Source organism: Mycobacterium sp. MMS18-G62 (assembly GCF_053877835.1).
Genome location: NZ_CM132662.1, coordinates 5461130 through 5487532, shown reverse-complemented (window position 1 = coordinate 5487532; position 26403 = coordinate 5461130). Strand labels below are relative to the sequence as shown.

The window sequence follows — 26403 nt, the reverse complement described above, 5'->3', positions numbered from 1 at the left end:
TGGTCCGTCGAGGAGGACACCATGAGCATCCTCTACTCACTCGCTGTGGCCGGAGCTGCCGCGCTCGGCGTGATCTGGCTGGGAGTGCAGAACATCCGCGTGATCAAGCAGTTCGAACGCGGCGTTGTCTTCCGCTTCGGGCGGGTGCAAAGCCGCGTGCGGCAGCCGGGACTGACGACGTTGATCCCGATCGCCGATCGCCTGCAAAAGGTGAACATGCAGATCATCACGTTGCCGGTACCCGGCCAGGACGGCATCACCCGTGACAACGTGACGGTGCGGGTGGACGCGGTCATCTACTTCAAGGTGGAGGACCCGGTCCGAGCCGCGGTCGACGTGCAGGACTACATGTCCGCGATCGCGCAGGTCGCGCAGACGTCGCTGCGCTCGATCATCGGCAAGAGCAATCTCGATGACCTGCTGTCCAACCGTGAGCGGCTCAACCAGGGCCTCGAGCTGCTGATCGACAGCCCGGCCCTGGGTTGGGGCATCCACATCGACCGCGTGGAGATCAAGGACGTCGTGCTGCCCGACTCGATGAAACGGTCGATCGCCCGGCAGGCCGAAGCCGAGCGCGAGCGGCGGGCCCGCGTCATCACGGCTGACGGCGAATTGCAGGCGTCGGAGAAGCTTGCCCAGGCCGCCGAGGTGATGTCTGTGCAGCCTGCGGCGCTGCAGCTGCGGCTGCTGCAGACTGTCGTCGAGGTTGCGGCGGAGAAGAACTCGACGCTGATCCTGCCGTTCCCTGTCGAGCTGTTGCGGTTCCTGGAACGTTCGACACCTGAACAACGAGAGGACGAGGGGACCACCTCCACCAACGGGGATACGCCACAGCTCACGGCGCCCACAGTGCCCGACGACGTCCGCGGCATCGCGCTCGAGGAGCCCCTGACGGGACGCCGTTCGGGTCAGAACACCTAGGGTCGGCAACGTTTGGGGCATGATCAGCACATGGCCCTGGAAGCCGATGCCGTCAATCGCTGGTTCGACGAATACTTCGAAACCTTCGCGGCGTGTGCCAGGGGGGATCGGGACTTGTCCGAGCTGTTGCGCCGCTACGGTGTGCCGCTGATCCTCACCAGCAACGACGGTGTGACGACGTTGATGACCGACGACGAAGCGGCCGCGGTGATGCAGAGCCTTGCCGACGGCCTGCGCGCCAACGGTTATCACCACACTGACGTAATGCATTCGGAAGTGTCTGTGCTCAACTCGACGTCGGCGCTGTACCGCGCAACGATGTCACGACGCAACGCCGATGGCGCCGAGATCGGCTGCCCCACAATCACTTATCTTGTCACCGACGATGTCGCCGGGTTGCGGATCGTCGTGCTCGCCGCCGGAGACCAATAACTGCAGCTGGAATCCTTCGAAGATCGATTCCTTGAAACTCGAACTTTTCGGCCGTGTGGGCCGTGTGTATTGCATGCGCGCGCGTATCCGTTCGTCTGTCGTTGCCGGCGTCGCGATAGTGGGAATCAGCGCGGTCGCTGTGGCCCCACTCGCGCCGCCGCCGGAACCCCACCGGCCGCCGACCGTCTCCCGCGAGGTGCAGTTGACGGCTGCGCCGGATTTGGGGGCGATTCCGTTGGCCTTCATCCGCAACCAGTTCCAGTACTGCAGCCTGATCTGCCCGTTCGCCGTTCAGGGCGCCATCACGGTGCCGATCGCGGCGGCGCAGACACCGGCGACCTTCGTGGGCTCGTTGGCGGCGACGGGCAATCTGCTCCAGGCGATCGGCACCGCAGCGGCGTCGGTGACCGGGTCGGCGAACGCCGCCGTGACACCGCTGATCAACAACGACGTGTTTCTGGTCGTGCCGAAGGCGTTCCACGCGCTCGACGTCGCAGTTGTCGAGGCATTCAACGTCGGCGCGGCGGTATTCACGCCGGGGGAGTTCGTGCAGGTCCTCCAGAATGGACGGGCCAATATTCTCGACGCGCTCAATCAGCCGGTGGGACCGCCAACGACCCCGACGGGCGCCCGAAACATCCTGCAGGTCATTTCTGTCGAGGCGATCAATGTGACGACGGCGGTGGCCTTCCAGGCCGGTGAACTGCTGCTGGCGGGCGTCGTGCAGGTCGCGGATGCTGCAGCGCAGGAACTGGCGCGGTCGGGCGACCCCGCGGCGGCGCTGATGGCCGGTGCCACACGGGCCGGCCAGGTCATCGCCACGGCGAGCGCACCCGTCGTTTCGGCGGTCAACACGGCGGTGACCAACATCTCTGCGTCGCTGGCTGATCCGTTCCCGTCGACGCCGAAGACGACCGCGCCCAAGACGACGCCGAAGACGACGGCGCCCATGGTCGAGACGGCCAAGGTCGAAGCCGCGGCGCCAACGGCCTGTCCCGCCCGCACTGGGGTGAAATCAGACGATGAGTCTGCAGAGGCGGCGAGTGTGGGATCGAAGCACGCTCTCGGCCAAAAACCGCGTCATAACCCCACACTCGGCGACGGACCGGTTCAGTCGTCGGTGGCGGCGTCCTCCGGCGCCGAGGCCTCCTCGACCGACGGCTCATCCAACGACAGCGCAACGCCGAGCGCCAAGAAGAACACGATGAACAGCGGGCCGCCGAGGTAGAAGTTCATCGCGCCGCCGGGCGAGATGAAACTGGCCGGAGGGCCGATGATCGTGACCGTCTCGATCAGCTGCTCGACTGCGAACACTGCGGCCAGTATCCCGAGCCAGCGTGGGAAGCGAGCATCGTTGGCGGCCAACAAGATTGGTACCGCAACCATGATGTCGGCGAGGGTCAGGATCGGGCCCCACATCGCAGCGATGTCGGTAAGGGTGCGCGCAGTCGCCGATCCCAGCTGATCCGGATGCAATGCCAGGCCGGCGTTGAACCACATTGCGATGTTTACCTCGACGAGCACGATGGCCGAGCCGATGGTGAACACATACGCCGACGGGCCCGTCAGCCGGTCACGGGCGTATCCCAGCACCACGACCAATGCCAGGGACCCGAACGCGACCAACAGTGCCTGCATTCGCATCGCGCTCGAATGCTCGTTGACATGCGAGACGATGTCGTAGCCGGGCTTGTCGATGCCGGGAAGCGCCGGAACTGCAAGCAACGCAGCGGCGTAGAGCACCGCGAAGACGATGCCGGCGATCATCGGGATGCGACGATCCACAGTCAATCATCGTAGACAACGGTGTTATCCACAGTTCTCATTTGATCCACAGGGCGCGTCGATTTGCCCGGAACAGGTGTCGGCGAAGTCGTCGTTCGCACCTACTTTGGGCGCATGCGAACCGAACTGGCCACCGAGCGGTTGCAGCGCAGCCTCGGCGCCGAAAGTGAGTCGGCCGCCGACGGTGACGGCGACGAGCAGCCCGATACGTCGTTGTCACGGTGGCTGCCGGACACCAAGACGGGCGGCACGGCAGGCTGGCTCGCCGCGATCCGGGCCGATCCAGGCAGAACCGGTGTCATTGCGCTGGCGGTCGTCGGCGTCATCGCGGTGCTGGTGACGGTGTTCACGTTGATGCGCGACAAGCCACCACCGGTCACGTCGGCGAAACTGCCACCGGTTCAGATGGTTTCGTCGGCCGGGGCGACATCTGGCCCCGCGCCACCCAAGCCGGATGGGCCCGTCGTCGTGAGCGTCGTCGGCCTGGTGCACAAACCCGGGCTCGTGACGCTGGAACCTGGCGCGCGGATCGCCGATGCGCTCACCGCCGCGGGCGGCGCACTGGACGGTGCCGACCTGGTCGGTCTGAACATGGCTCGACGCGTCGCCGACGGCGAGCAGATCATCGTCGGCATCGCGTCGGCACCGGGACAGCCGACGGCGATGGGCAGTTCGACCAGCTCGGAGACCAGTGCCGCTGGTCCCGGCGCCACACCGGCTACCGCTGGAAAAACCCCGACCCCAGGTGGTTTGGTGGATCTGAACACCGCGACGGTGGAGCAACTCGACGCGCTGCCGGGGATCGGGCCGGTGACTGCGGCCGCCATCATCGCCTGGCGAGATGCCAACGGCCGGTTCACCAGCGTCGATCAGCTCGGAGACGTCGACGGCATCGGTCCCGCGCGGCTGGAGAAGCTGCGCGCCTTGGTCCATGCGTGACGTCGGTGAAGGTCGGTACCGCCCGGCTCGACCTGCGACTGGTCCCGGCGGCCCTCACCAGCTGGGCGGTCACTGCGGCCGGAATCCTTTGGCATGCAGTTGGTTCCATTGCAGTCCTGGCCACGGCGGTCGTTGCCACGGCCGTTGTGGGGTGGTGCGGTAGTGGCCGCCGCGACACGGTCGTCGATTTCCGGGCGCTGGCAACGGGCGTCATCGCCGTTGGTGTGGTGGGCACGGGTTTCGCTGTTGCGGTGGGACTCCGTGTTGGCGAGGTGCGCGACCATCCGATCACGTTGCGCTACGGCACGGTCGCCGCCGTCGTGGTCACACCGTCCGAAAGCCCTCGTGCACTGGGTGGCGGCCGGACGATGTTCCGCGGCTCGCTGCTTGGCGTCGATGGAGAGGAAATGTCGGGCCGCGTCGTGGTTTTCACGCGGTCAGGCGACTTCGGGGACCTCACCGCCGGCCGGCCGGCGAGTTTTCGCGCACGCATCGGCCGACCAACGCGACGCGATCTCAGCGTGGCGGTGCTGTCGGCGACCGGCGAGCCGAAACTGGGCGAGGCATCACCGATCGACCGTGTGGCGCAACATATTCGGCGTGGATTTGGAGAAGCCGCGCGTGCCGCCCTGCCTGCCGACCAGGCCGCGATGCTTCCCGCGTTGGTGCTCGGCGACACCTCAACCGTCACGCCGCAGACGACCGGGGAGTTCCGCGCGTCGGGGTTGACGCATTTGACCGCGGTGTCGGGCGCCAACGTCACGATCGTGTGCGGGGCCGTGCTGTTGACCTCCGCGCTGGTCGGGCCGCGGGTGGCTGTCGTGCTGGCGGGTTTCGCGCTGTTGGCGTTCGTCATCGTCGTGCAGCCGTCGGCAAGCGTGTTGCGCGCAGCCGTCATGGGTGCCATCACATTGGTGGCGGTGGTGACGCATCGTCGCCGCCAGGCCCTGCCCGTGTTGTCGGCCAGCGTCATCGTGCTGATGATCGCCGCGCCCGAACTCGCCGTGGACGTCGGATTCGCCCTGTCCGTTTCGGCGACCGCGGCTCTCGTCGTCATCGCGCCGGTCTGGTCGCAGCGTCTGGTTGGTCATGGCTGGCCCAAGCCGCTGGCGGACGCGGTCAGTGTGGCGGTCGCCGCGCAACTCGTCACCGCGCCACTGGTGGCGGGGATGTCGGGCACCTTCAGCGTGGTTTCGACCGCGGCCAACTTGGCCGTCGCCGCCACGATCCCGCCGATCACCGTGGTGGGCACCGCGGCGGCGGCACTGGCCCCGATCTGGCCGTCGGCCGCGCAGCTGCTGATCCGGTTTACCGGTCCCGAGTTGTGGTGGCTGTTGCGGGTAGCGAGGTGGGCAGCAGGCATTCCGGGCGCCTCGGTGTCGGTTCCCTCGGGCCTCGTCGGAGTGGTGCTCGTTGCCGTCGGGGGCGTGGTAGCGGTGGTGTCGTGGCGATGGCGGTGGGTCCGCTTCGGGGCGGCGGGCGCCGTGGTGTGTCTACTGGCGTGGACGGTGGCCGGGCTGTCGGGCGGGCATGACACGATCGGGGTGTGAGCCAAGAGGTCGCCGGACTGCATCTGGTGCTGGGGGACGAAGAATTTCTCGTCGAACGCGCGGTCGCCGCCGTACTTCGGCAAGCGCGCAAGCTCGCGGGCACCGACGACGTGCCGGTCGACCGGCTGCGTGCCGGCGAGGTCAGCACCAGCGAGCTGGCCGAACTGCTCAGCCCGTCGCTTTTCGCCGACGAACGCGTGGTGGTGCTCGAGGCCGCGGCCGAAGCGGGTAAGGACGCCGTCGCGCTGATCGCGGCCGCCGCGGCCGACCTGCCGCCGGGGACCATGCTGGTCGTCGTCCACTCGGGCGGCGGACGGGCCAAAGCGCTGGCCGATCAATTGAAAACGCTTGGCGCCCAAGTGCATCCGTGCGCGCGCATCACCAAGGCCGCGGAACGGGCCGATTTCGTGCGGCGCGAATTCCGTGCGCTGAAAATCAAGCCCAGCGACGACACTGTCACCGCCGTGCTCGACGCGATCGGCTCAGACATCCGTGAACTCGCGGCGGCTTGCTCACAGTTGGTCGCCGACACCGGGGGAGACGTCACGGCGGCTGCGGTGCGCCGCTACCACTCCGGCAAGGCCGAGGTGAAGGGCTTCGACATCGCCGATAAGGCCGTCATGGGCGACGTCGCCGGTGCGGCCGAAGCGCTGCGCTGGGCGATGATGAGCGGTGAGCCGCAGGTGGTGCTCGCCGACGCGCTGGCCGAAGCCATTCACTCCATCGCTCGTGTCGGGCCGCTGTCAGGTGACCCGTACCGGCTCGCTGCCGAACTCGGTATGCCGCCATGGCGGGTGCAAAAGGCTCAGAAGCAGGCGCGACGCTGGTCGCGCCGATCGGTCGCCGAGGCGATGAGGCTGGTGGCTGCGCTGAACGCCGACGTGAAGGGCGCAGCAGCCGACCCGGACTACGCGCTCGAGGCGACGGTCAGGAAAGTGGCAGAACTAGCGGCCGACTGATCAGAGCTTGTTGAACGCGGCCGCCAGGCCCGACTTGCGGTTGGCCGCCTGATTCTTGTGGATCACGCCCTTGCTGGCGGCCTTGTCCAGCTTGCGGCTGGTCGACGACAGCAACTCGGCGGCTTTGTCCTTGTCACCGGCCTCGATGGCGTCCCGGAACCCGCGGACCGCCGTGTGAAGCGACGACTTCACCGACTTGTTGCGCAGTCTGCGGCGCTCGTTGGTGCGATTGCGCTTCTCCTGCGACTTGATGTTGGCCACGCGTGTATTCCTTCTAAATCTCGACTGGGTTTGGCAAGTCTGTGTGGCGCCCGGCGGCGGGCAGCGACTGTTCAGGCTACCAGCGCGCCCCCGAATCTCCCAAAGCGAGCGCCACTGGCCTGCCGAAATGGCTCAGGTGGTGCAGCATTGCAGGCGTGAGCCTTCGCACCCTGCCGACCGACACCGCACGCACGTCGCGCACCAACTCGCAAACGCGCAAGCGGTACGAGGGCATCTTCGACGGCTACAACAGCCTGGGCAGTTATGCGATGGCCTTCGACGAGATGTTCGACGGCCAGGGCAACGTGCGGGGGCCTTACAAGGGCATCTTCGCCGAGCTCGCACCCTCTGACGCGTCCGAGTTGGCTGCTCGCGCCGACGCGCTCGGCCGAGCCTTCATCGACCAAGGCATCACGTTCTCGCTCTCCGGTCAGGAACGCCCGTTCCCGCTGGACCTGGTGCCGCGGGTGATCTCCGCGGCCGAATGGACGCGTCTCGAACGCGGCATCACCCAGCGCGTCAAGGCCCTGGAGATGTATCTGGACGACATCTACGGCGAGCAGGAGATCCTGCGCGACGGTGTCATCCCGCGCCGGCTCGTCACGTCGTGCGAGCACTTCCACCGCGAGGCCGCGGGCATCGTCCCGCCCAACGGCGTGCGCATCCACGTCGCAGGCATCGACTTGGTCCGCGACGCCAAGGGCGACTTCCGCGTGCTCGAGGACAACCTGCGCTCACCCTCCGGTGTCTCCTATGTGATGGAGAACCGCCGCACGATGGCGCGGGTGTTTCCGAACCTGTTCGCCACCCACCGCGTCCGCGCCGTCGGCGACTACTCCTCGCACCTGCTGCGGGCGCTGCGCAACGCGGCGGCCAACAACGTCGCCGACCCGACCGTCGTGGTCCTGACGCCGGGTGTCTACAACTCCGCGTACTTCGAGCATTCGCTGCTGGCGCGCCAGATGGGCGTGGAACTCGTCGAGGGCCGCGACCTGTTTTGCCGCGACAACGCCGTCTACATGCGCACCACCGAGGGTGAACGCCAAGTAGACGTGATCTACCGCCGCATCGATGACGCCTTCCTCGATCCGATGCAGTTCCGGCCGGACTCGGTGCTCGGCGTGGCCGGGCTTCTCAACGCTGCGCGCGCCGGAAACGTCGTCATCTCCAGCGCAGTGGGCAACGGCGTCGGCGACGACAAGCTCGTCTACACCTACGTGCCGACCATCATCGAGTACTACCTCGGCGAGAAGCCCCTGCTAGCCAACGTCGACACGTACCGCTGCTGGCTCGACGACGAACGCGAAGAAGTCCTCGACCGGGTCGACGAGCTCGTGATCAAGCCGGTCGAGGGCTCCGGCGGCTACGGCATCGTGTTCGGTCCGGACGCTTCCGAGAAGGAGCTGGCCACGATCAGCAAGAAGATCCGCGCTGATCCACGCGGCTGGATCGCCCAGCCCGTCGTGCAGCTGTCCACGGTGCCGACGCAGATCGACGACAAGCTCGCGCCGCGCCACGTCGACCTGCGTCCGTTCGCGGTCAACGACGGCGACGAGGTGTGGGTGTTGCCGGGCGGGCTGACCCGCGTCGCCTTGCCCGAGGGCTCGCTGGTGGTCAACTCGAGCCAGGGCGGCGGTTCGAAGGACACCTGGGTGCTGGCGTCGCGCGCCTCGGTGGCCGACCGTGAGCTCGGCGCCGCCGAGGTGGTGCGGTCGCTGCCCAAAGCGACCAAGGCGCCCAAGACCGAGACCGACGGTTCCTCGCAGCAACAGCAACAACAGCAATCGCAGGTGCTGCCGCCGTTGAACGGCAACCAGCAACAACAACAGCAGCAGTAGGCGGTGATGGTCTGATGTTGGCGCGCAACGCGGAATCGCTCTACTGGATCGGCCGGTACGTCGAGCGTGCCGACGACACCGCCCGCATCCTCGACGTGACCGTGCACCAGTTGCTCGAGGATTCCAGCGTCGACCCCGATCAGGCGTCGCGGACGCTGCTGAAGGTGCTGGGCATCGAAGCACCGAAGCAGCAGCTGGACGTGTGGTCGTTGACCGACATCGTGGCGTTCAGCCGTGACCTGGACAGCGGCTTCTCGATCGTCGATGCGATATCGGCTGCGCGCGAAAATGCCCGCGGCGCACGGGAAGTCACCTCGACAGAGATCTGGGAGTGTCTGAACACCACCTATAACGCGTTAGCCGAGCGGGAGCGTGCCGCCAAACGGCTTGGGCCCCATGAGTTCCTGTCCTACGTCGAGGGTCGCGCCGCGATGTTCGCCGGGTTGGCGGATTCGACGCTGAGCCGCGACGACGGTTACCGGTTCATGGTGCTGGGTCGCGCGATTGAGCGGGTCGACATGACGGTGCGGCTGCTGCTGTCCCGCGTCGGCGACAGCGCATCGTCGCCGGCGTGGGTGACGTTGTTGCGGTCCGCCGGCGCGCATGACACCTATCTGCGCACATATCGGGGGGTGCTCGACGCCAGCCGAGTGGTCGAATTCATGCTTCTTGACCGGCTTTTCCCGCGTTCGATCTTCTATTCGCTGCGTCTTGCCGAACACAGCCTCGACGAGCTGATGAACCGGCCGCACAGCCGGCTCGGCGCCACCGCGGAGGCGCAGCGGCTGCTGGGCCGGGCCCGCAGCGAGCTGGAGTTCATGCGGCCCGGTGTGCTGCTGGAGTCGCTCGAGAAAAGGCTGGCCGGACTTCAGCAGACCTGCCATGACGTCGGAGAGGCATTGGCGCTGCAGTACTTTCACTCTGCGCCGTGGGTGGCCTGGCACGACGCTGGACGCAACGGCTCCCTCGTCATCGAAGAAGGTGAGGTCTGATGTGGCGGCTGCGGGTGGTGCACTCGACCGGATATGCGTACAAGTCGCCGGTGACGGCGTCGTTCAACGAGGCCCGGCTCACCCCGCGTTCGGACAGCCGGCAGAACGTCATCCTCAACCGCGTCGAAACCGTGCCCGCCACAAGGTCGTACCGCTATGTCGACTACTGGGGCACCGCGGTGACCGCCTTCGACCTGCACGCTCCGCACACCGAGCTGGAGGTGACCTCATCGTCGGTGGTCGAAACCGACAGGGGCGAAATGCCCAAGGACAAGGTGACCTGGGAGGATCTGCGATCCGAGGCGGTGATCGACCGGTTCGACGAGGTGCTCGCCCCGAGCCACTACACCCCGCATAGCAAGCGGATCCGTCGAGTGGGGGAGCGCATCGCCAAGTATCACGATCCGCAGGAGGCCGTCACCGCCGCCGCCAATTGGGTACACAGCGAACTCGAATACGTGCCGGGCACAACGGGTGTGCACTCGTCGGGCCTCGATGCGCACCGCGAAGGCAAGGGCGTCTGTCAAGACTTCGCCCACCTGACGCTGATCCTGTTGCGCAGCATGGGAATTCCGGCGCGGTATGTGTCGGGCTATCTACACCCCAAGGGAAAGGCGAAGATCGGCGACACGATCGACGGGCAGAGCCATGCGTGGGTGCAAGCGTGGACCGGAGGCTGGTGGAACTACGACCCAACCAACGACGCCGAGATCAACGAACAGTACGTCAGCGTCGGCGTCGGTCGCGACTATTCCGACGTCAGCCCGCTGAAGGGCATCTACTCCGGCGAAGGGTCGACCGATCTGGACGTCGTCGTCGAAATCACCCGGCTGGCCTAGCTGCGCGACCAGACGCAAAGTGCTCCATTTCTTCGGCGTGTCGGGTCACTTTGCGACTGCTCGCGAGGTAGTGCGGCCCAGGGTGCGGTAACCCGGGTGGACGTGCGGCGTGAGCCCTTGGCGCTCGGCGACAATAGCCAGCAGTTCGCGCAGGGTTTCGCGCTGCCCGGTGTCCAGGCCCGCAGTGAGCAGCCGATCATGCTGGCGGCCGAGATCGCCGATCTTGTTGATCACCTTCTTGCCCGACGTGGTCAGATACAGCGCGTGCAGCCGACGGTCGTCGGGGTTGCGGCGACGTTCGACGTAGCCCCGGTCCTCGAGTTCGTCGACGTATGCGACGACTCGACTGGGTAGCAGCCCCAGTTGCCCGCTGAGAGCCTGCTGGCTGCGCCCCGGCTCGGCCGCGATCGCGCGCAGGATGCCTGCGTGCGGCGGCGTCAGGTCGATCGACGCGATCAGATCGGCGAACACCGACGCGGAATGGTGGCCGAGTTGGGACAGCAAGAACGCCACGCCATCACCGTCTCTCGAGGCTGCTGACATGCGATGATCGTAACAGTAGTGAACGATTTCTGTCTGAAATAGTCGAAACATCTTGCCACTCAGCGCCGAGGGGCATATCGTTCACCACATGAACGATTCATTGGTGGATCAGAGCCGTCGACGCCCCCAGGGCGGACCGCCGCTGGCGATGCTGGCAGTGATCTCGTTGGTGCTGCTGCTCGCCGGGCTCGCGATCGGGATCGCGCTCGCGGGTGTCATGCCGCTCCCATACGGCTCGGCAACCGCGATACAGGATTACGTTTCCGGCCACCACGGCGCGGCACAGGCCATCGGCGTCGCGACGTTCGCGTCGTCGATTCCGCTTGGCATCTATGCCGCGACGGCCAGCGCGCGCCTGCGGCAACTCGGCATCACCGCACCAGGAGCGACCATTGCCCTCGCCGGAGGACTGCTGGCATCGGCCGCACTGGGGTTGTCGGGCCTTGTGGCGTGGACGCTTTCCCGCCCAGAAGTCACCTCCGACGGTGCGTTGGTCCGCGCCCTGTACTACCTCGTCTACCTCACGGGCGGACCCTGGCACGTGGTCACGCTCGGCCTGTTGATCGCCGGCATCGCCGTGCCCAGTCTCATCGTCGGCCTGCTGCCCAAGGCTGTCGCGTGGACCGGTCTGGTGATCGCGGGCCTGGCCGAATTGACCACGCTGGCGTTGATCTGGCTCGCTCTATCGCCGCTGCTGCCGGTCGCCAGGTTCAGCGGACTCGTATGGCTGGTCGTCGCCGGGGCGATGCTGCCGCTGCATCGACGCAACAGGCGGGAGGTGACGACATGAAACTCAGTGTCAGCGTGACGAATTACTCGTGGCGCGGTCGAATCGAGGACCGGCTCGCGTCGCTCGCGCGCATGCTCGACAACACCGTCGTCGACACGCTGTGGGTGCCCGACCATCTGTTGCAGGCCGATCCCGCCAGCCGGATCGACGAACCCATGCTCGAGGCATATACGACGCTGGGTTACCTCGCGGCGGCGACGTCACGCCTGCGGCTGGGCACCATGGTCACCGCAGCCACGTTCCGCGCCCCGGCCTTGCTCGTCAAGGCGGTAACGACCCTCGACGTGTTGTCCGGCGGGCGTGCATGGCTCGGCGTCGGTGCCGGCTACAACGCCGACGAAGCGCGGGCGATGGGACTGTTCCTGCCGTCAACCGTCGAGCGGTTCGCGCGGATGTCGGAGCTGTTACGTCTGGCCCGTCAGATGTGGAGCGGCGACGACAGCCCGTTTCACGGCGAGTACGTGCGCGTCGAACATCCGGTCAGCAGTCCGCGCCCCGTCACGAACCCGCGGCCGCAGGTACTGATCGGTGGAACGGGCGAACGGCGCACGCTGCGCCTCGTCGCCGAATATGCCGATGCCTGCAACCTTTTCGACATTCCCGACGGTGGCCGTGCCATCCGGCGGCAGCTCGAGGTGCTGAACCGTCACTGTGCCGTCGTCGGCAGGGCCGCCGACGAAATCGAGCGCACTGCCACCACCGCGCTGGAGCCGGATGAACCCACCGAGGCGCTCGCCGACCGCTGCCGTGGACTCGGCGAGCTGGGAATTGAGCACGTCGTGGTGATCACCCGCGGCCGGCCGCTATCCGACGACGACCTCAATTGCATTGCGGCGGCGGCAGATCAGGTCGCCGATTTCGCGCAAACACCGGGGTGAACCTCAACGCGGTGCAGGTCGTCGCCCAGCTCGATCTGCTGGTCGAAGGCCGATGCCGCCAGCGCGCGCCAGTCGTCCTCCTGGCCCGGCACGATCGCAGGCACGTAGTGGGTGAGGATGAGGATTCCGACGCCGGCCCGCTCCGCGGTGGCCGCGGCCTCTTCCACTGAGGAGTGGTAGTCGGAGATATCGCGGATCCGCTGCATCGGCATCGAGGCGACCAGATCTTTGCGGATCACCGTGTGGACCAACGCCCCGGCACCGGAAGCCAACTCGTCCAAAGTCGCGCACGGCACTGTGTCGCCCGCCAACACCACCGACGCGCCCTCGTAGCTGATGCGAAACGCGATCGTCGGCTCCACCGGACGATGATCGGTGGGCGCCACGGTGATTCGCACACCGTCGTGATTCCACACCAGCCCTTCGACATGCTCCTCCACCTCGACTGGGGGAGGACTGGTGAGATCGGCGTGGTGTGCGATGCGATAGCTGATGTCGGGTGCGAACGCGTTGAGGAACCCGTCGACGACGGCCTTGGTGCCCGGCGGCCCAATAATCCGCAGCGGGCTGGGGTCGGGCGTGAAGTTCGTGACCCATCGCGTGATGATGAGGTCGCCGAGGTCGACGATATGGTCGCTGTGCAGATGCGTCAGCAGTAGTGCCGTCAAACCGGTGGCGCCCACACCGACGCCGGTCATCCGCTGCTGCACACCACGGCCGCAGTCGATCAGGAACGTCTGTCCGCCTGCCCGCACAAGCGTCGACGGTCCCGCCCTGTTCGCGTCGGGAATTGGACTGCCGGTACCGAGCAACGTGACCTCAATCATGACGTCATTCCTACCGTTTCGGCAGCGTCAAATGGCCAGATCGCTCGTTTCAATAGTGTATTGACCAAATTCGCGAAAGCAGCATGTAAACAAGCCGTGTCCAGCGGTAACGCAACCCCCGAAATATCAATAGGTCATTTACGGCCAAGAAACAGGCCGGCAACAGGGCGCCCATAGCGTCAAGCCATGTCTTTCGACTACTCACGACTCGCCGCAACCTGTGCGGTCGAGTCACCCGACAAAGCGATAACCCTGCCGCCCGAGGCTTACGGCAGCGACGACCTCTACGCGCACGAAGTCGACCGCATCTTCAAGCGCGGGTGGATCCCGCTATGCCGAGTCGAGCAAGTGGCCACGCCCGGCAGCTACTACAGCATCGACATCCTCGGTACGCCGTTGGTCGTGACGCGCGACCGGCACTCCGAAATCCGTGTGCTCTCCCGCAACTGCACGCATCGGTGGATGGAGGTGTGTAGCGGAGCGGGCGAGGCCAACGTGCTGCAATGCCCGTATCACCTGTGGTCGTTCGGTCTCGACGGGCACCTCGCCGGTGCGCCGGAGATGAAACACTCGCCGGGATTCGAGCGGAATGACTATCCGCTCAAGAAGTTCCGTCACGAAGTCTGGAAAGGCTTCGTGATGGTCAACTTCGACGGACAGGCGGAGTCGTTGGCCAGCCAGTACGCGGCACTCGACCCGATCGTGGACGCCTACGACCTGGAGAACTACCAGACCGTGGAGCAGACCGACTGGGGTGTGTGCGAATGGGACTGGAAGATCATGGTGGACAACTTCATGGAGTGCTACCACCACATGGGGCCGCACCGCGGGTCGCTGGAGGACCGATTCCCGGCGACGCTGAGCTACACCGGTGAAGTCGGCGAGTACTTCACCACGATGTGGTCGAAGCAGGTTGACGGCTATCCCTCCGATCCGCCGTTTCTCTCGCCGGGTGCCGACACGCTGACCGCGGAGCACAAGGACCGGTCACTGATCTTCATCGCGTACCCGCTGCTGCAGATCGCCATGGGTCCCGCATACATGTACTGGCTCAAGACACTTCCGCTCGGGGCGGGCAAGATCGAACTGCAGCTCGACATCTGCATGTCGCCGGCCGCGCTGGCCGCGCCCGGCCTCGAGGAACGTCGTAGCGAGCTGGTCAAGTTGATCTGCGACATCCACCGCGAGGATCTCGACGTCTGCGCCGCGGTACAGCGTGCCGTCCGGTCAGGGGTGTCAAGCACGGGCCGGCTCTCGCATCTCGAACGGCCGCTGTGGGAGTTCTATCGCTACCTCGGGCGTGAGCTCGGAATCATCAGCACCACAACCACTCTCGCATCGGCAGGATGACATATCAGATGACGACAACCCTGAACGGACAGACTGGCGTCGCGTCGATGGCACGCGAGGTCGCTGACGAGCTGGCGGGAAAGGGCGTCAAGTACGCCGCGATCAGCTTCGTCGACATGCACGGCAAGCCGAAGTGCAAGATGGTGCCGCTCGGTCATCTGACGCAGGCGGCGCTGGGATCGGAGATGTTCACCGGCGCGGCGCTCGACGGCGTACCGCAGGACGTGAACGACGACGAGGTCGCGCCGCACCCGGACCTCGGCGCCCCGATCATCATGCCGTTCAACCGCGAAGTCGCCTGGTTCCCAGGCGATCTGTGGATCGGCGACACCCCGTTCGAGGCGTGCAGCCGGCAGATCCTCAAACGCGTGACCACCGACGCCGCATCGCTGGGATACACGTTCAACCTCGGCATCGAGACAGAGTTCTTCCTGCTCACAGATACCGACAAGCCGGCACCCGCCAGCGCGGACGACACCCTCGACAGACCCTGCTACGACCTGCGCACGATGCTGCACAACTATCCGGTGGTCGACGAGATCGTCTCGGCGATGAACGAACTCGGCTGGGACGTCTACTCGTTCGACCACGAGGACGGCAACGGCCAGTTCGAAACCGACTTCACCTACACGAACGTGGTTTCGATGTCCGACCGTCTGGTGTTCTTCCGGATGATGGTCGGCGAGATCGCCCGCAAGCACGGCCTGTTCGCAACATGGATGCCGAAGCCGTTCGCGGATCGCACCGGCAGCGGCGCGCATTACAACATGTCGCTGGCCGACGCCTCGGGCGCCAATCTATTTGCCGCCGACGATGATCCGCGGCAGTGCGGCCTGTCCACGCTCGGCTATCAGTTCATCGCCGGAGTGCTGCGGCACGCAGACGCCATCTGCGCGGTGATCGCCCCGACGGTCAACAGCTATAAACGTCTGGTCAAGCAGGGCAGCATGTCCGGGCTGACGTGGGCCCCGGTGTTCGCGTGCTACGGCGACAACAACCGCACCAACATGCTGCGCATCCCGCGTGGCGGCGGCCGCGTCGAGTGCCGGGCCGCCGATGCCGCCAACAACCCGTACCTCGGTGGCGCGCTGATGCTGGCCGCCGGTCTTGAGGGCATCCGTGAAGGGCTCGACCCCGGCGAGCCGAACCGGGACAACCTGTACCGGCTCACCGAGCCCGACCTCGTCGAGCGTGGAATTGGTTGGTTGCCACGGTCACTCGGCGAGGCCATCGATGCGCTCGAAGCGGATCCGCTGGTGCGGAAGGTGTTCGGGGATACGATGTTCGAGTCGTTCGTCGCGGAGAAGCGTGCCGAATGGGACGGGTACAACGCGCACGTGTCGGCATGGGAGACCGAACGCTACCTCAGGTTCTGGTGACCATGACCCACAAGTGGGAGGAGCTCACGTCGGCGCAACTGGCCGACCGGCTCGCCACGGACCCGGATTGTGTGGCACTGATTCCCGTCGGGGCGACCGAACAACACGGACCCCATCTGCCGGTGGGCACCGACACCATCATCGCCACCGCGCTCGCCGATGCCGCTGCGGGGGAGGTGGCGGTGGTGTTGCCGCCACTTGCCTTCGGCGCCAGCTTCTTTCACGGCACGCGGCTCCCAGGCACGGTCGCGTTCTCGGGTGAGGAAACAGCGGCCGCGGCCGGGCTGGTCGCCGAAGCCTGTGTTGACTCCGGTTTCCGCAGGCTGCTCTTCGTGAACGGTCACGTCGGCAACGCGGCCCCGCTGTGGATTGCCTGCGACCGGTTCCGGCGCGAGTTTCCCGAACTGCGCATCGGGGTCATGCAGTGGTGGGACCTGACCCCCGATATCGCCCGTCGGGCCACCGAAGACGCCGCGGACTGGCACGCCAACGCGGCCGAAACATCGCTCATGCTCGTGCTGCGACCCGAACTCGTCGATACCGACAGGATGCGCGACGCCGACGATCCGGATCGGACCGAGGGCGCCGTTTTTCGCTACGCGGTCCAGCATGTCTCCACCAACGGCGTCACCGGATACCCGTCACGCGCATCGAAGTCGATGGGGCTGCAACTGTGGCAGGACGTGGTCGCCGCCGCACGCGAACTCGTCGAGCGCGCTCACAGCGAGAAGGCGCCGCTTGGCTAAACTCCACGCCATCGGACGACCGCGCAACAACACCTCCAACGCGTCGACGACGTCACCCCGTGCCGACATCGTCAACGCGGCGACGAAGCTGTTCTCCGAAAAGGGCTATGCGCAAACGACGATGAGCGATATCGCCCGCGCGGCGGGCCTGCAGCAGTCGTCGCTGTACTACTGGTTCCGTAACAAGGAACAGCTGCTGGGCGAGACGCTGCTGGTCAACCGGGCGCCGCTGAAGTTCATCGCGGAGGTCGGCGCTGGTTCCGGCTCGCCGGCGGTCAAGCTGTACCGGCTGTTGCGGTTCGACACGATGCAGCTGGCGCTGTCGCCGATCGACTTCAACGAGATCCAGCGCATCGCCCACGATCAGCGCGATGAATTCCACCAGTTCTGGACTGATTACGAACGGCTGAAAGACTGGGTCGTCGACCTGATCGGTGCAGCGATCAGCGAAGGAAAGTTCATCGACTGTGACCGCGAGCAGACCGCGGGCCTGCTGCTGAACTTCGATGAGGGCGCGCAGAAACGCACGCGGCTGCACACCGATCAGGGCGACCGAGTGGAGGAGGCCATCCGCGTCGGCGAACAGGTGGCGATCATCGCGGTGCGCGGACTCCTCAAACGTCCGAGCGAGATCACCCGGATCAGCGCACAAGCAACCCAGTTCGACGACGCGTCGATCGCCCTGCGCGTCACCCGGCCACAGCAGGACTGACTATTCGCGGCCCGCCGACACCCAGGTCAGGTCTCCGTAACGCTGGCCGGACACCGCCGCGCCGGCCGCGTCGAGGGCGTCGAGCTGCTCGGGCGTCAGCGTGACAGACAGCGAGCCAAGGTTTTCCTCGACACGGGAGGCCCGGCGCGTGCCCGGTATCGGCACCGACGCCACCCCCAGCGCATCGGCCCTGTATCGCAGCCATGCCAGCGCCACCTGTGCCGGCGTCGCGCCCTGCTGCTCGGCCACCGACTTCACCACGTCGACGACGGCGAGGTTGGCGTCCAACGCGTCCCCGCTGAAGCGCGGCATGGTTTTGCGGAAGTCCGTCGGTGACGACAGATCGGCGGCCGAGCGCACCGTGCCCGTCAAAAAGCCCCGCCCCAGAGGCGAATACGGCACGAAGCCGACGCCGAGGTCGGCGGCCGCGGGCACGACTCGGCGTTCGACGTCGCGGCTCCAGATCGACCATTCGCTTTGCACCGCCGCGATCGGATGTACCGATACGGCGGCCTGCAGCTCGTCGGCGGTGACTTCGGACAACCCGAGGTGGCGCACCTTGCCCGCGGCCACCAATTCGGCCATGGCGCCGACGGTTTCTTCGATCGGCACGTTCACGTCGCGGCGGTGCATGTAGTACAGGTCGACGACATCGGTTTGCAGTCGCTGCAGGCTTTCGTCGATGCACTGGCGAACATAGGCGGCGTCGCCGCGGACACCGATGCGGCCCGCTGCGCGGTCAGCCGGATTGCCGCTGATGCCGAATTTCGTTGCGAGAGTGACTTCGTCGCGCCGGTCGGCGAGCAGTTTGGCGATGAGCTTCTCGTTGTTGCCGCCGCCGTAGATGTTGGCGGTGTCGATGAATGTGACGCCAAGGTCCACGCAACGGTGCAAGGTGGCAAGCGACTCGGCGTCGTCGACCTCGCCGTAAACGGGTGTCAGCGCCATCGCGCCGAACCCGATTGCGCTGACGGTTAATTCGTTGCCCAGCGTTACTGCGGGCACAGAGTTGGAACTTGTCATGGCCTGTCCTAACGAGTCTCGCCGAAACTGTATTCCAGCAGGGACGACCGCGAATGCGATTTTCCACGCGGGAGGCTCAACCGTTGCGCAGCAACGGCCAGCGGCATCAGGCGCATGGCGACGTTGCGGATCGCGATGCCTGCCGACGTGGCGGGGATCAAGAGCTTCGTCGCGTATGTCACCGAATTCTCCTTCGCCGCGCGCTGGGGTCGGTGCTGTGCCTCGTAGGCGCGTAAGCCCGCCGGTATGTCGCCGGCCAGGGCATTCGCCAACGTATACGCACCGATCATCGCCAGGCTGGAGCCGTCGCCGAACAAGGAGACACACGATGCGGCGTCGCCGACCAATCCGATCCGACCCTGCGACCACGTCGGCACCTGGATCCGGCTCACCGAATCGAAGTACAGGTCATCGGCGGCCCTGACCCGGTCCAGTAGTTCGGGCACTCGCCACCCAGCACCGGCATAGGCATCACACAGCAGGCGCTTGTGCTGGTCGACGTCTCGGTGATCGAACTGGGGGATCTGTGGTGCGCGGAACATGAACGCCGCGCCCGGCCTGCCACCCGCAGGGTGAATGGCCACCGCTCGACCAGGCGTGTTGTACATGACGAGGTTTGTGCCCGTCTCGCCTTCCAACGGCAGCGTCGCGATGTAGACGCCAAGGTGTTTGAGGTAGTCCGTCTCGGGGCCGAACGCCAGGGCGCGTACACCTGAATGCGCTCCGTCGGCACCGATGACGACGTCGAATCGACGTGCTGGACCGGCGCTGAACTGCGCGGTCACCCCATCGGTGTCTTGCTCGAGTGCGGTCACTGTGTTGCCGTACTCGAATTCCACGTCGTCCGGCACCGCACCGCGCAGGATCGTCGCGAGCTCACCGCGGGACAGTTCCACCTCGCCCGGGGCGGCCCACGCGCTGCGCATGTCGACGCGGCTCACGACGCGTCCACGGGAGTTGACGATGACCATCTGCCGCACGCAGGTGTCGGCGTCGCGGATCTTCGCCATAACGCCCATCAGTTCGGCGACCTCGACGGCCGCACCGCGAACGTCGACCGGGCTGCCGCTCGACCGCAGATCCTGGGCCTGCTCGACAACCGTCACCTGAAAACCGGACTTGGCCAGCCAATATGCCGCCGTCGCGCCGGCGATGCCCGCGCCCGAGATCAATGCCGTACGCATAGGACTCACGCTAGCTACACCGAATGCAAAATTACAATGGCTGCAGAAAATTCTCAGATTCGCGGTAGGCTCCGAATCGTGTCGTCACTGCGTGAGCGCAAACGTCTCCGCACCCGTCAGGCTCTGATCGACGCCGCCGCGGAGCTCTTCGAGCAGCACGGGTACGACGGCACCACGATCGCGGACATCGCGGCCGCCGCGGACGTCAGTACCCGCACCTTCTTCTCTTACTTCTCGAGCAAAGAGGAGGTGCTTTTCCCGGATGCCGACGCCCGTGTCCAAGCCGCCTTGACGGCCATCGACGAGCGTCGGCCCGGCGAGCGGCCGACGGAAATCCTGTTGCGTGCCTTGGGCGAACTCGGTGACGCGGGCGATGATCTGGTCGGTCCGATGGCTGCGCTGCGGCTGCGGTTCGTGAAATCGGTTCCGTCCGTTCGGGGTAGGGGTCTTCAGCGTCAGCTCGATGCGCAGACCGAGATCGCCGCCCGGCTGCACGCCGCGTTTCCCGACGAGCTCGACGCGGTCGAGGCCGCAGCGTTGGTAGGCGCTTTCGTCGGCGCGATCGCAGGCGCGCTGGAGGTGTTGCTGCGCGAGGAAGACGATCCTGACGTGGTGCGGGAGCGACTTGGCCGCGCCACGGCCGTCGCGCTGCGGCCGTGGACGTGACTTTGTTGCAACGTCGGAATACCTTTCGCGCACGGCGCGTCGGCCCTAGCCTGTGAAGTAAGTCACGAGTGGAGGCTTCGATGCGAATCGCGGACGTCTTGCGGAACAAGGGTGCGGCGGTGGCGACCATCACCCCGGAGACGTCCGTCTCCGGCCTGCTCACCGAACTCGCTGTACACAACATCGGCGCGATGGTCGTCATGTCCCAGGACGGGTTGGTCGGCATCGTGTCCGAGCGCGACGTCGTGCGCAAGCTGCACGAGCTGGGCGCCGACATTCTCCGGCGCCCGGTCTCCGACATCATGACCACCGTGGTGGCGACCTGCACGCCCGACGATTCGGTCAACAGCCTCACCGCGTTGATGACCGAGAACCGAGTGCGGCACGTTCCTGTGGTGGTGAATGACCGGCTCGCCGGCATCGTCAGCATCGGTGACGTGGTCAAGACGCGGATGGAAGAACTCGAGGCTGAGCAGCAGCAGCTGCAGGCCTACATCACTCAGGGCCGGTAGGTGCCGACCGATATCACTGTGCGCGACGCGCAGAAGTCCGACGTGCGCGCACTTTCGGTCACGCTGGGCCGGGCCTTCTACGAAGACCCGATCATGAAGTGGATGTTGCCCGACGATCGCCTGCGCGCGAAGGGCCTGCCACGCATGTGGGCGATCTTGACGCGGCGTGAGTACTTGGCGCTCGGCGGAGTGGAGGTTGCCACCAACGGGTCGGACATCGGCGCCGCCACGCTTTGGGGACCCCCGCCGGGGCCACCGAAGGAGTCGCCACGCGACGCACTGATGCTGCTGCCCGCGTTCCTCTGGATCTTCCGGGGTCGCGCCAGGGCCGCCCAGGAAGTCGCCGAACTCATGAAAAAGGTGCATCCCGAGGAGCCGCACTGGTACTTGTTCGCCATCGGCAGTGATCCGACCGTGCGCGGCGCCGGTTTCGGTCAGGCGTTGATGCGCTCGCGGCTGGACCGCTGCGACGCCGAGCACGCACCGGCCTATCTGGAGTCCACCAAAGAGGAGACGGTGCCGTACTACATGCGGTTCGGCTTCGAGGTGACCGGCGAGATCAAATTGCCCGACGGCGGGCCGAGCATGTACCCGATGTGGAGGCGGGCTCGCTAGGTGGTCCCGGGGGACAACCGTCAGCTCCAGGAGTATTCGGCGCGCAGCCGCGCCGCGATCAGCTCGAACCTCTCCCGCTCGAGGATCGCGCCCTCACGCCGGATGCTCTCCTCCGGCACGTCGAGCACCCGGTCCAGCCGCACCCAGCTCTGCCTGCCCTCGTAATCCCAGCCGCCGCTGCCGATGCTCACCCAGTCCGGGTCGTCGCGGTGGTGCTCCTGGCTGGACAGCATCAAGCCCAGCAGGGTGCGGCGATCACGGCCAACGACGAGCACCGGCCGGTCCTTGCCGCGCGTCGGATCGTCTTCGTAAACGACCCACGTCCACACGATTTCGCCGGGGTCTGCACGGCCGTCGAGATCGGGCGCGTACACCAGCTTGCGGGCCCGCATCGCCGTCGGGACGCTGTCCTTGGTAATCGGGCGGCCGGCCGTCAGCGCGGGGGTTTCGCCGTTGGCCGAGCCGGCGAGCGCATCGAGGCCGATTCGGATCCCCACCTGGATACCGCGCTGCAGCGCATCTGACTTCTGCAGTTGGCGGACAAACTTCGGCGCCTCGTTGAACACCAGGTGCTCGGTGACATTGAGAAAGCGCTGAAACGTCTTCCACTGCGACGCCATGTTTCGAGCATAAGCGACCGGCGGTCGCCGCGATTGTGTCGACAGTGCTCCTCCTCGATACGCTGGTAGCGCACAATGCCCGTCCGACCAGGAGATTCCCATCAGCAGTTTGGCCGACCAGACCTTCACCGCGCCGGCGCAGATTCGGAACTTCTGCATCATCGCCCATATCGATCACGGCAAGTCGACGCTGGCTGACCGGATGCTGCAGCTGACCGGCGTGGTCGCCGATCGGGATATGCGCGCCCAGTACCTGGACCGGATGGATATCGAACGCGAGCGCGGCATCACCATCAAGGCCCAGAATGTCCGGCTGCCATGGAAGGTCGGCGATCAGGACTACGTGCTGCACCTGATCGACACCCCTGGCCACGTCGACTTCACCTATGAGGTGTCGCGGGCGTTGGAGGCGTGCGAGGGCGCGGTGCTGCTCGTCGATGCCGCCCAAGGCATCGAGGCGCAGACGCTGGCCAACCTGTACCTCGCACTCGACCGCGATCTCGCGATCATCCCGGTGCTCAACAAGATCGACCTGCCCGCGGCCGATCCGGACCGCTATGCCGCGGAGATCGCCCACATCATCGGCTGCGAACCTGCCGATGTGCTGCGGGTGTCCGGCAAGACCGGCGACGGCGTGCCGGAGCTACTCGACGAGGTCGTGCGCCAGGTTCCGCCGCCGACGGGCGACGCCGACGCCCCGGCCCGCGCGATGATCTTCGACTCGGTCTACGACACCTATCGCGGCGTGGTCACCTACGTGCGCGTCGTCGATGGCAAGATCGTCCCGCGCGAGCGGATCAAGATGATGTCCACCGGCGCCACCCACGAACTGCTCGAAGTCGGCATCGTCTCACCGGAACCGAAACCCGCGGCCGGTCTCGGCGTCGGCGAGGTCGGCTACCTGATCACCGGCGTGAAGGATGTGCGCCAGTCGAAAGTCGGCGACACCGTGACCACCGCCCGCCACGGCGCCTCGGTGCCGCTGACCGGCTACCGCGAGCCCAAACCGATGGTGTACTCCGGGCTGTATCCCGTCGACGGCTCCGACTACCCGGACCTGCGCGATGCGCTTGACAAACTGCAGCTCAACGATGCCGCGCTGACGTACGAGCCGGAGACGTCGGTGGCGCTGGGCTTCGGCTTCCGCTGCGGCTTTCTCGGTCTGCTGCACATGGAGATCACCCGTGAGCGGCTTGAGCGCGAATTCGACCTTGACCTCATTTCCACTTCGCCCAACGTGGTGTACCGAGTGGTCCTCGAGGACGGCAGCGAGAAGGTCGTCACCAACCCATCGGACTGGCCCGACGGCAAGATCCGCACGGTGTACGAGCCCGTCGTCAAGACCACCGTCATCGCCCCGAGTGAATTCATCGGCACGATCATGGAGTTGTGCCAGTCCCGCCGTGGCGAACTCGGCGGCATGGACTACCTGTCTCCCGAGCGGGTGGAGCTGCGTTACACAATGCCGTTGGGAGAGATCATCTTTGACTTCTTCGACGCGTTGAAGTCGCGGACCCGCGGCTACGCCAGCCTCGATTACGAGGAAGCGGGGGAGCAGGAAGCCTCACTGGTCAAGGTCGACATCCTGTTGCAGGGCGAGGCCGTCGACGCGTTTTCGGCGATCGTGCACAAGGACTCGGCCTTCGCCTACGGGAACAAGATGACGACCAAACTCAAGGAGCTGATCCCGCGCCAGCAGTTCGAGGTTCCGGTGCAGGCTGCCATCGGTTCGAAGATCATTGCCCGCGAAAACATCCGCGCGATCCGCAAAGACGTGCTATCGAAGTGTTACGGCGGCGACATCACGCGCAAGCGCAAGCTGCTCGAGAAGCAGAAGGAAGGCAAGAAGCGGATGAAGACGATCGGTCGGGTGGAGGTGCCGCAGGAGGCGTTCGTCGCCGCCCTGTCCACCGACGCCGCCGCCGACAAGGCCAAGAAGTAGGAACACAGAATGCGCTCATCACGATCGGCGATCGCGGCGATGAGCGCATGCGTGGTTCTTGCCGGCTGCGCCTCAGCGGTTGAAGGCGCCCCCGCTGTCCACATCGTCGACGCCGCCAAGCCCTCCGTGTCGCGCTCCCTGGACCAGGTCTTGCCGACCGTCGACGAGCTGGCCACCACGCTGGGAACCGGCGGGTTCATGGGTCAACTCGTCAAGGGTGGGCCCGACATGTTGCTGCAAGGCGTCGGCGAGTCCGACGCCACCCCCGCCGACTGTGTGAGCCCCACCTACCGGCTGCAGAAGGTTGTGTATCAGGCCAGCCCGGTGCGATCTGTGGCGAGCCAATCGTGGGCGGGCGGCGACGCGAGCGGCCCTTCTGCGTCGGGCTTTTTCGGCGTGGTTCAGTTCGCCAGCGCCGACGACGCCCAGAGATTCTTCGCGGCTTCGGCCGACAAATGGCATCGATGCAACGGCCAGACGCTGGTCGTGCATCAACCCCAGCACGGTGCAGACGGGTTGAGCAGGATCGCCGACGTCGTCGTCGGCAACCGGGTGGTGTCGGCGGTGGTCATGCGCGACGCCGGCTCGACGATTCAACGCGCGCTCGGCGTAGCCGCGGATTGCGTTGTGGACGTGGAAGTTTCGGATGCCGGCAACGGTTCGGCGGATGCGATCAAGGTCGCGAACCTCATGGTCCAGAAAATCGGCGCGCCCTGACTCATCGGACGGGGGAGTCATGTCAGAACCCATGCCCGATCGTGCGTCACTGATGGCTGATCTCGAGCGTGTGCGCGCGGACTTTCAGCGTCTGATCGCGCTCGCGGAGGAAAACGACTGGGCGAAGCCGACGCTCGGAACCCGATGGACCAACGAGCAATTGCTGTTCCACATGGTGTTCGGCTACATGGTCGTCAAGCGACTGCTCGTCCTCGTGCGGATTTTCGGGCGCCTACCCGATTCAGTCAGTCTGGGTTTCGCGCGTCTTCTCGATTCGGCGACGCGTCCGTTCGACGTGATCAACTACTACGGGTCGTGTCTGGCTGCCACCGTCTATGACCGCAGGCGAATGGCCGCGAAGCTCAACCGGACAATCGACTCCCTCGAAAGATCGCTACGACGTGAGCCGCCTCCGGCGTTTCGCCGCGGCATGCATTACCCCGTCCACTGGGACCCGTACTTTCGCGAATACATGACGCTGGCCGATGTCTACCGCTACCCGGGTTTGCACTACGACCACCACCGTCAGCAACTCACGCTGACGAATCTCGTGTGAGCAGTGGTCGCCATATCGAGTCTTGCTGCGAGCTCGCGATACTGGCAAAAATTGACGGCCACCCGACGACGGCCGCGATAGTCGGTCACAATAGCGCGGTGACCTTCATCGGCCCGGCTGCCCGGGCATGCGCCGTTGGCGCGGCCATCGCGGCGTCTGTGCTGCTCTCCGGTTGTGTGAGCACTGTTTCCGGGACCGCGGTGCGCGCGCAGAACGCCGGACCGGTCGACGTGCCGCCGCTGAACGAAGCCAAACTCGATCATGTGTTGCTGTCCATCGGCGAACTGAACGGGATCGTCGGCTCCACCCAGATGAAAGTCACCAGCGAGTTGGAGCAGATGACGGACCACTCCGGCCAGGTTTCCGACCCCGATTGCCTCGGCGCGATCTACGGGGCCGAACAGCCGGTGTATGCCGGTAGCGGATGGACCGCGATGCGCGACCAGGTGGCGCGCGAACCCAGCGAAAACAACGAGCACTGGGTCGAGCAGACCGCGGTGCTCTACCCGTCTGCCGACAAGGCGCAGAAGTTCTTCGACGAGTCGAAGTCGTCATGGCAGCGATGCGGGAACTTTTCGATTTCGGTCGACGACGCCGATTCGACATACCTGTGGCAGATCGACAAGGTCTCTGCGGACGACACCCTGATCACGCAGATAACGACGCAGGAGGACGCCGACGGCTGGGAGTGCCAGCATGCGTTGTCGGTGGTGTCGAACGTGACCGTCGAGGCGTGGGCGTGCGGCTACGGCATCAAGGACGAGGCCGCCACAATAGCCGACCAGATGGTCGCCAACGCCGCGAAAAAGTAAGCGGCACAAGCAAGG

28 protein-coding genes and 1 pseudogene are annotated in these 26403 nt (G+C 65.8%); 22 read left to right on the top strand and 7 right to left on the bottom strand.

Translation table 11 applies throughout. From position 1 onward, the window contains the following. The first annotated feature begins 21 nt into the window (after positions 1 to 21). Genes ACWW36_RS27365 through ACWW36_RS27355 form a run of 3 tightly spaced genes read left to right on the top strand, consistent with a single transcriptional unit; the run spans position 22 to position 2581 of the window. Entirely contained in the window at positions 22 to 921 is a 900-nt protein-coding gene (locus ACWW36_RS27365; RefSeq protein WP_456139055.1) for an SPFH domain-containing protein, read from the top strand. Between the two features lie 30 nt (positions 922 to 951). Further along, positions 952 to 1353, top strand: a complete 402-nt coding sequence (locus tag ACWW36_RS27360) for a DUF6841 family protein (RefSeq protein ID WP_456139054.1) — start codon at positions 952 to 954, stop codon at positions 1351 to 1353. A gap of 31 nt (positions 1354 to 1384) precedes the next feature. Continuing rightward, positions 1385 to 2581 (top strand): hypothetical protein, encoded by a 1197-nt coding sequence (locus ACWW36_RS27355; RefSeq protein ID WP_456139053.1) that lies wholly within the window; start codon positions 1385 to 1387, stop codon positions 2579 to 2581. On the opposite strand, the gene ACWW36_RS27350 is transcribed toward ACWW36_RS27355, so the two are convergent. After that, complete coding sequence (locus ACWW36_RS27350; RefSeq protein ID WP_456142648.1) at positions 2464 to 3120, bottom strand: hypothetical protein; 657 nt, start codon at positions 3118 to 3120, stop codon at positions 2464 to 2466. The genes ACWW36_RS27355 and ACWW36_RS27350 overlap by 118 nt on opposite strands. A 132-nt stretch (positions 3121 to 3252) precedes the next feature. Between ACWW36_RS27350 and ACWW36_RS27345 the strand changes: the two genes are divergently transcribed. The 3 genes from ACWW36_RS27345 to holA are packed head-to-tail and all read left to right on the top strand — an operon-like array spanning position 3253 to position 6586. Then, on the top strand, positions 3253 to 4077 hold the full coding sequence (locus ACWW36_RS27345) for a helix-hairpin-helix domain-containing protein (protein ID WP_456139052.1): 825 nt from the start codon (positions 3253 to 3255) through the stop codon (positions 4075 to 4077). Positions 4078 to 4082: 5 nt separating this feature from the next. Then, positions 4083 to 5627, top strand: coding sequence for a ComEC/Rec2 family competence protein (locus tag ACWW36_RS27340; RefSeq protein WP_456142647.1), 1545 nt, complete (start codon positions 4083 to 4085; stop codon positions 5625 to 5627). Further along, entirely contained in the window at positions 5624 to 6586 is a 963-nt protein-coding gene (gene holA / locus ACWW36_RS27335; RefSeq protein ID WP_456139051.1) for a DNA polymerase III subunit delta, read from the top strand. The genes ACWW36_RS27340 and holA overlap by 4 nt, the downstream gene beginning before the upstream one ends. On the opposite strand, the gene rpsT is transcribed toward holA, so the two are convergent. Next, on the bottom strand, positions 6587 to 6847 hold the full coding sequence (gene rpsT / locus ACWW36_RS27330; protein ID WP_456139050.1) for a 30S ribosomal protein S20: 261 nt from the start codon (positions 6845 to 6847) through the stop codon (positions 6587 to 6589). A 146-nt stretch (positions 6848 to 6993) separates the two neighbouring features. Between rpsT and ACWW36_RS27325 the strand changes: the two genes are divergently transcribed. Genes ACWW36_RS27325 through ACWW36_RS27315 form a run of 3 tightly spaced genes read left to right on the top strand, consistent with a single transcriptional unit; the run spans position 6994 to position 10516 of the window. Then, entirely contained in the window at positions 6994 to 8685 is a 1692-nt protein-coding gene (locus tag ACWW36_RS27325; protein WP_456142646.1) for a circularly permuted type 2 ATP-grasp protein, read from the top strand. A 14-nt stretch (positions 8686 to 8699) separates the two neighbouring features. After that, a complete protein-coding gene (locus ACWW36_RS27320) occupies positions 8700 to 9677 on the top strand; it encodes an alpha-E domain-containing protein (RefSeq protein WP_456139049.1) in 978 nt (325 codons plus the stop codon). Beyond that, positions 9677 to 10516, top strand: a complete 840-nt coding sequence (locus ACWW36_RS27315; protein ID WP_456139048.1) for a transglutaminase family protein — start codon at positions 9677 to 9679, stop codon at positions 10514 to 10516. The genes ACWW36_RS27320 and ACWW36_RS27315 overlap by 1 nt, the downstream gene beginning before the upstream one ends. Before the next feature lie 45 nt (positions 10517 to 10561). On the opposite strand, the gene ACWW36_RS27310 is transcribed toward ACWW36_RS27315, so the two are convergent. Next, entirely contained in the window at positions 10562 to 11059 is a 498-nt protein-coding gene (locus ACWW36_RS27310; protein WP_456139047.1) for a MarR family winged helix-turn-helix transcriptional regulator, read from the bottom strand. Between the two features lie 88 nt (positions 11060 to 11147). On the opposite strand from ACWW36_RS27310, the gene ACWW36_RS27305 reads away from it, so the two are divergent. Together ACWW36_RS27305 and ACWW36_RS27300 are read left to right on the top strand one after the other, a co-directional pair. Further along, a complete protein-coding gene (locus ACWW36_RS27305) occupies positions 11148 to 11849 on the top strand; it encodes a hypothetical protein (RefSeq protein WP_456139046.1) in 702 nt (233 codons plus the stop codon). Further along, on the top strand, positions 11846 to 12727 hold the full coding sequence (locus ACWW36_RS27300; RefSeq protein ID WP_456139045.1) for a TIGR03560 family F420-dependent LLM class oxidoreductase: 882 nt from the start codon (positions 11846 to 11848) through the stop codon (positions 12725 to 12727). Before ACWW36_RS27305 ends, ACWW36_RS27300 begins: the two co-directional genes overlap by 4 nt. Here ACWW36_RS27300 and ACWW36_RS27295 read toward each other — a convergent pair. Then, positions 12694 to 13554 carry a ribonuclease Z gene (locus tag ACWW36_RS27295; protein WP_456139044.1) on the bottom strand — a complete coding sequence of 287 codons (861 nt, stop codon included), beginning with the start codon at positions 13552 to 13554 and terminating at the stop codon, positions 12694 to 12696. The genes ACWW36_RS27300 and ACWW36_RS27295 overlap by 34 nt on opposite strands. A gap of 186 nt (positions 13555 to 13740) precedes the next feature. Between ACWW36_RS27295 and ACWW36_RS27290 the strand changes: the two genes are divergently transcribed. From ACWW36_RS27290 to ACWW36_RS27275, 4 genes are read left to right on the top strand one after another with little or no spacing between them, the layout of a single operon-like run. Next, positions 13741 to 14904, top strand: a complete 1164-nt coding sequence (locus ACWW36_RS27290) for an aromatic ring-hydroxylating oxygenase subunit alpha (protein ID WP_456139043.1) — start codon at positions 13741 to 13743, stop codon at positions 14902 to 14904. Between the two features lie 8 nt (positions 14905 to 14912). Continuing rightward, the gene (glnT, locus tag ACWW36_RS27285) at positions 14913 to 16283 is read left to right on the top strand and encodes a type III glutamate--ammonia ligase (RefSeq protein ID WP_456139042.1); all 1371 of its coding nucleotides are present in this window, start codon (positions 14913 to 14915) and stop codon (positions 16281 to 16283) included. Beyond that, entirely contained in the window at positions 16250 to 17029 is a 780-nt protein-coding gene (locus tag ACWW36_RS27280) for a creatininase family protein (protein WP_456139041.1), read from the top strand. Before glnT ends, ACWW36_RS27280 begins: the two co-directional genes overlap by 34 nt. Next, positions 17022 to 17741: a TetR/AcrR family transcriptional regulator gene (locus ACWW36_RS27275; RefSeq protein WP_456139040.1), complete on the top strand. Its 720-nt coding sequence runs from the start codon at positions 17022 to 17024 to the stop codon at positions 17739 to 17741. The genes ACWW36_RS27280 and ACWW36_RS27275 overlap by 8 nt, the downstream gene beginning before the upstream one ends. Here ACWW36_RS27275 and ACWW36_RS27270 read toward each other — a convergent pair whose 3' ends face one another. After that, positions 17742 to 18764, bottom strand: coding sequence for an aldo/keto reductase (locus ACWW36_RS27270; RefSeq protein WP_456139039.1), 1023 nt, complete (start codon positions 18762 to 18764; stop codon positions 17742 to 17744). Between the two features lie 8 nt (positions 18765 to 18772). Next, positions 18773 to 19948, bottom strand: a complete 1176-nt coding sequence (locus tag ACWW36_RS27265) for an FAD-dependent oxidoreductase (protein ID WP_456139038.1) — start codon at positions 19946 to 19948, stop codon at positions 18773 to 18775. A 78-nt stretch (positions 19949 to 20026) separates the two neighbouring features. Here ACWW36_RS27265 and ACWW36_RS27260 point away from each other — a divergent pair, with 78 nt between their 5' ends. The 3 genes from ACWW36_RS27260 to ACWW36_RS27250 all read left to right on the top strand — a co-directional run bounded on the left by ACWW36_RS27260 (position 20027) and on the right by ACWW36_RS27250 (position 21741). Next, entirely contained in the window at positions 20027 to 20614 is a 588-nt protein-coding gene (locus ACWW36_RS27260; protein ID WP_456139037.1) for a TetR/AcrR family transcriptional regulator, read from the top strand. Between the two features lie 80 nt (positions 20615 to 20694). Further along, positions 20695 to 21126, top strand: a complete 432-nt coding sequence (locus tag ACWW36_RS27255; RefSeq protein WP_456139036.1) for a CBS domain-containing protein — start codon at positions 20695 to 20697, stop codon at positions 21124 to 21126. Beyond that, the gene (locus ACWW36_RS27250; protein WP_456139035.1) at positions 21127 to 21741 is read left to right on the top strand and encodes a GNAT family N-acetyltransferase; all 615 of its coding nucleotides are present in this window, start codon (positions 21127 to 21129) and stop codon (positions 21739 to 21741) included. It begins immediately after the preceding gene. Between the two features lie 20 nt (positions 21742 to 21761). On the opposite strand, the gene ACWW36_RS27245 is transcribed toward ACWW36_RS27250, so the two are convergent. After that, positions 21762 to 22361, bottom strand: coding sequence for a type II toxin-antitoxin system PemK/MazF family toxin (locus ACWW36_RS27245; RefSeq protein ID WP_456139034.1), 600 nt, complete (start codon positions 22359 to 22361; stop codon positions 21762 to 21764). Between the two features lie 32 nt (positions 22362 to 22393). On the opposite strand from ACWW36_RS27245, the pseudogene lepA reads away from it, so the two are divergent. From lepA to ACWW36_RS27225, 4 genes and pseudogenes are all read left to right on the top strand, one after another. Further along, a pseudogene (lepA, locus tag ACWW36_RS27240) lies at positions 22394 to 24303 on the top strand (translation elongation factor 4). A 9-nt stretch (positions 24304 to 24312) separates the two neighbouring features. Next, complete coding sequence (locus ACWW36_RS27235) at positions 24313 to 25020, top strand: sensor domain-containing protein (RefSeq protein ID WP_456139033.1); 708 nt, start codon at positions 24313 to 24315, stop codon at positions 25018 to 25020. A gap of 19 nt (positions 25021 to 25039) precedes the next feature. Beyond that, on the top strand, positions 25040 to 25576 hold the full coding sequence (locus ACWW36_RS27230; RefSeq protein WP_456139032.1) for a DinB family protein: 537 nt from the start codon (positions 25040 to 25042) through the stop codon (positions 25574 to 25576). Positions 25577 to 25674: 98 nt separating this feature from the next. After that, a complete protein-coding gene (locus ACWW36_RS27225; RefSeq protein ID WP_456139031.1) occupies positions 25675 to 26388 on the top strand; it encodes a sensor domain-containing protein in 714 nt (237 codons plus the stop codon). The last annotated feature ends 15 nt before the right edge of the window (positions 26389 to 26403 follow it).

Excerpts from the sequence above, each read along its gene's own strand:
- ACWW36_RS27305 (WP_456139046.1), top strand. The coding sequence starts at position 11,148 with ATGAACGATTCATTGGTGGATCAGAGCCGTCGACGCCCCCAGGGCGGA.
- ACWW36_RS27245 (WP_456139034.1), bottom strand. The coding sequence starts at position 22,361 with ATGGCGTCGCAGTGGAAGACGTTTCAGCGCTTTCTCAATGTCACCGAG.
- ACWW36_RS27350 (WP_456142648.1), bottom strand. The coding sequence starts at position 3,120 with ATGATCGCCGGCATCGTCTTCGCGGTGCTCTACGCCGCTGCGTTGCTT.
- ACWW36_RS27230 (WP_456139032.1), top strand. The coding sequence starts at position 25,040 with ATGTCAGAACCCATGCCCGATCGTGCGTCACTGATGGCTGATCTCGAG.
- ACWW36_RS27315 (WP_456139048.1), top strand. The coding sequence starts at position 9,677 with ATGTGGCGGCTGCGGGTGGTGCACTCGACCGGATATGCGTACAAGTCG.
- ACWW36_RS27300 (WP_456139045.1), top strand. The coding sequence starts at position 11,846 with ATGAAACTCAGTGTCAGCGTGACGAATTACTCGTGGCGCGGTCGAATC.
- ACWW36_RS27345 (WP_456139052.1), top strand. The coding sequence starts at position 3,253 with ATGCGAACCGAACTGGCCACCGAGCGGTTGCAGCGCAGCCTCGGCGCC.
- ACWW36_RS27235 (WP_456139033.1), top strand. The coding sequence starts at position 24,313 with ATGCGCTCATCACGATCGGCGATCGCGGCGATGAGCGCATGCGTGGTT.
- ACWW36_RS27290 (WP_456139043.1), top strand. The coding sequence starts at position 13,741 with ATGTCTTTCGACTACTCACGACTCGCCGCAACCTGTGCGGTCGAGTCA.
- ACWW36_RS27255 (WP_456139036.1), top strand. The coding sequence starts at position 20,695 with ATGCGAATCGCGGACGTCTTGCGGAACAAGGGTGCGGCGGTGGCGACC.
- ACWW36_RS27310 (WP_456139047.1), bottom strand. The coding sequence starts at position 11,059 with ATGTCAGCAGCCTCGAGAGACGGTGATGGCGTGGCGTTCTTGCTGTCC.
- ACWW36_RS27280 (WP_456139041.1), top strand. The coding sequence starts at position 16,250 with ATGGGAGACCGAACGCTACCTCAGGTTCTGGTGACCATGACCCACAAG.
- ACWW36_RS27365 (WP_456139055.1), top strand. The coding sequence starts at position 22 with ATGAGCATCCTCTACTCACTCGCTGTGGCCGGAGCTGCCGCGCTCGGC.
- ACWW36_RS27265 (WP_456139038.1), bottom strand. The coding sequence starts at position 19,948 with ATGCGTACGGCATTGATCTCGGGCGCGGGCATCGCCGGCGCGACGGCG.
- ACWW36_RS27320 (WP_456139049.1), top strand. The coding sequence starts at position 8,700 with ATGTTGGCGCGCAACGCGGAATCGCTCTACTGGATCGGCCGGTACGTC.
- ACWW36_RS27295 (WP_456139044.1), bottom strand. The coding sequence starts at position 13,554 with ATGATTGAGGTCACGTTGCTCGGTACCGGCAGTCCAATTCCCGACGCG.
- glnT (WP_456139042.1), top strand. The coding sequence starts at position 14,913 with ATGACGACAACCCTGAACGGACAGACTGGCGTCGCGTCGATGGCACGC.
- ACWW36_RS27360 (WP_456139054.1), top strand. The coding sequence starts at position 952 with ATGGCCCTGGAAGCCGATGCCGTCAATCGCTGGTTCGACGAATACTTC.
- ACWW36_RS27270 (WP_456139039.1), bottom strand. The coding sequence starts at position 18,764 with ATGACAAGTTCCAACTCTGTGCCCGCAGTAACGCTGGGCAACGAATTA.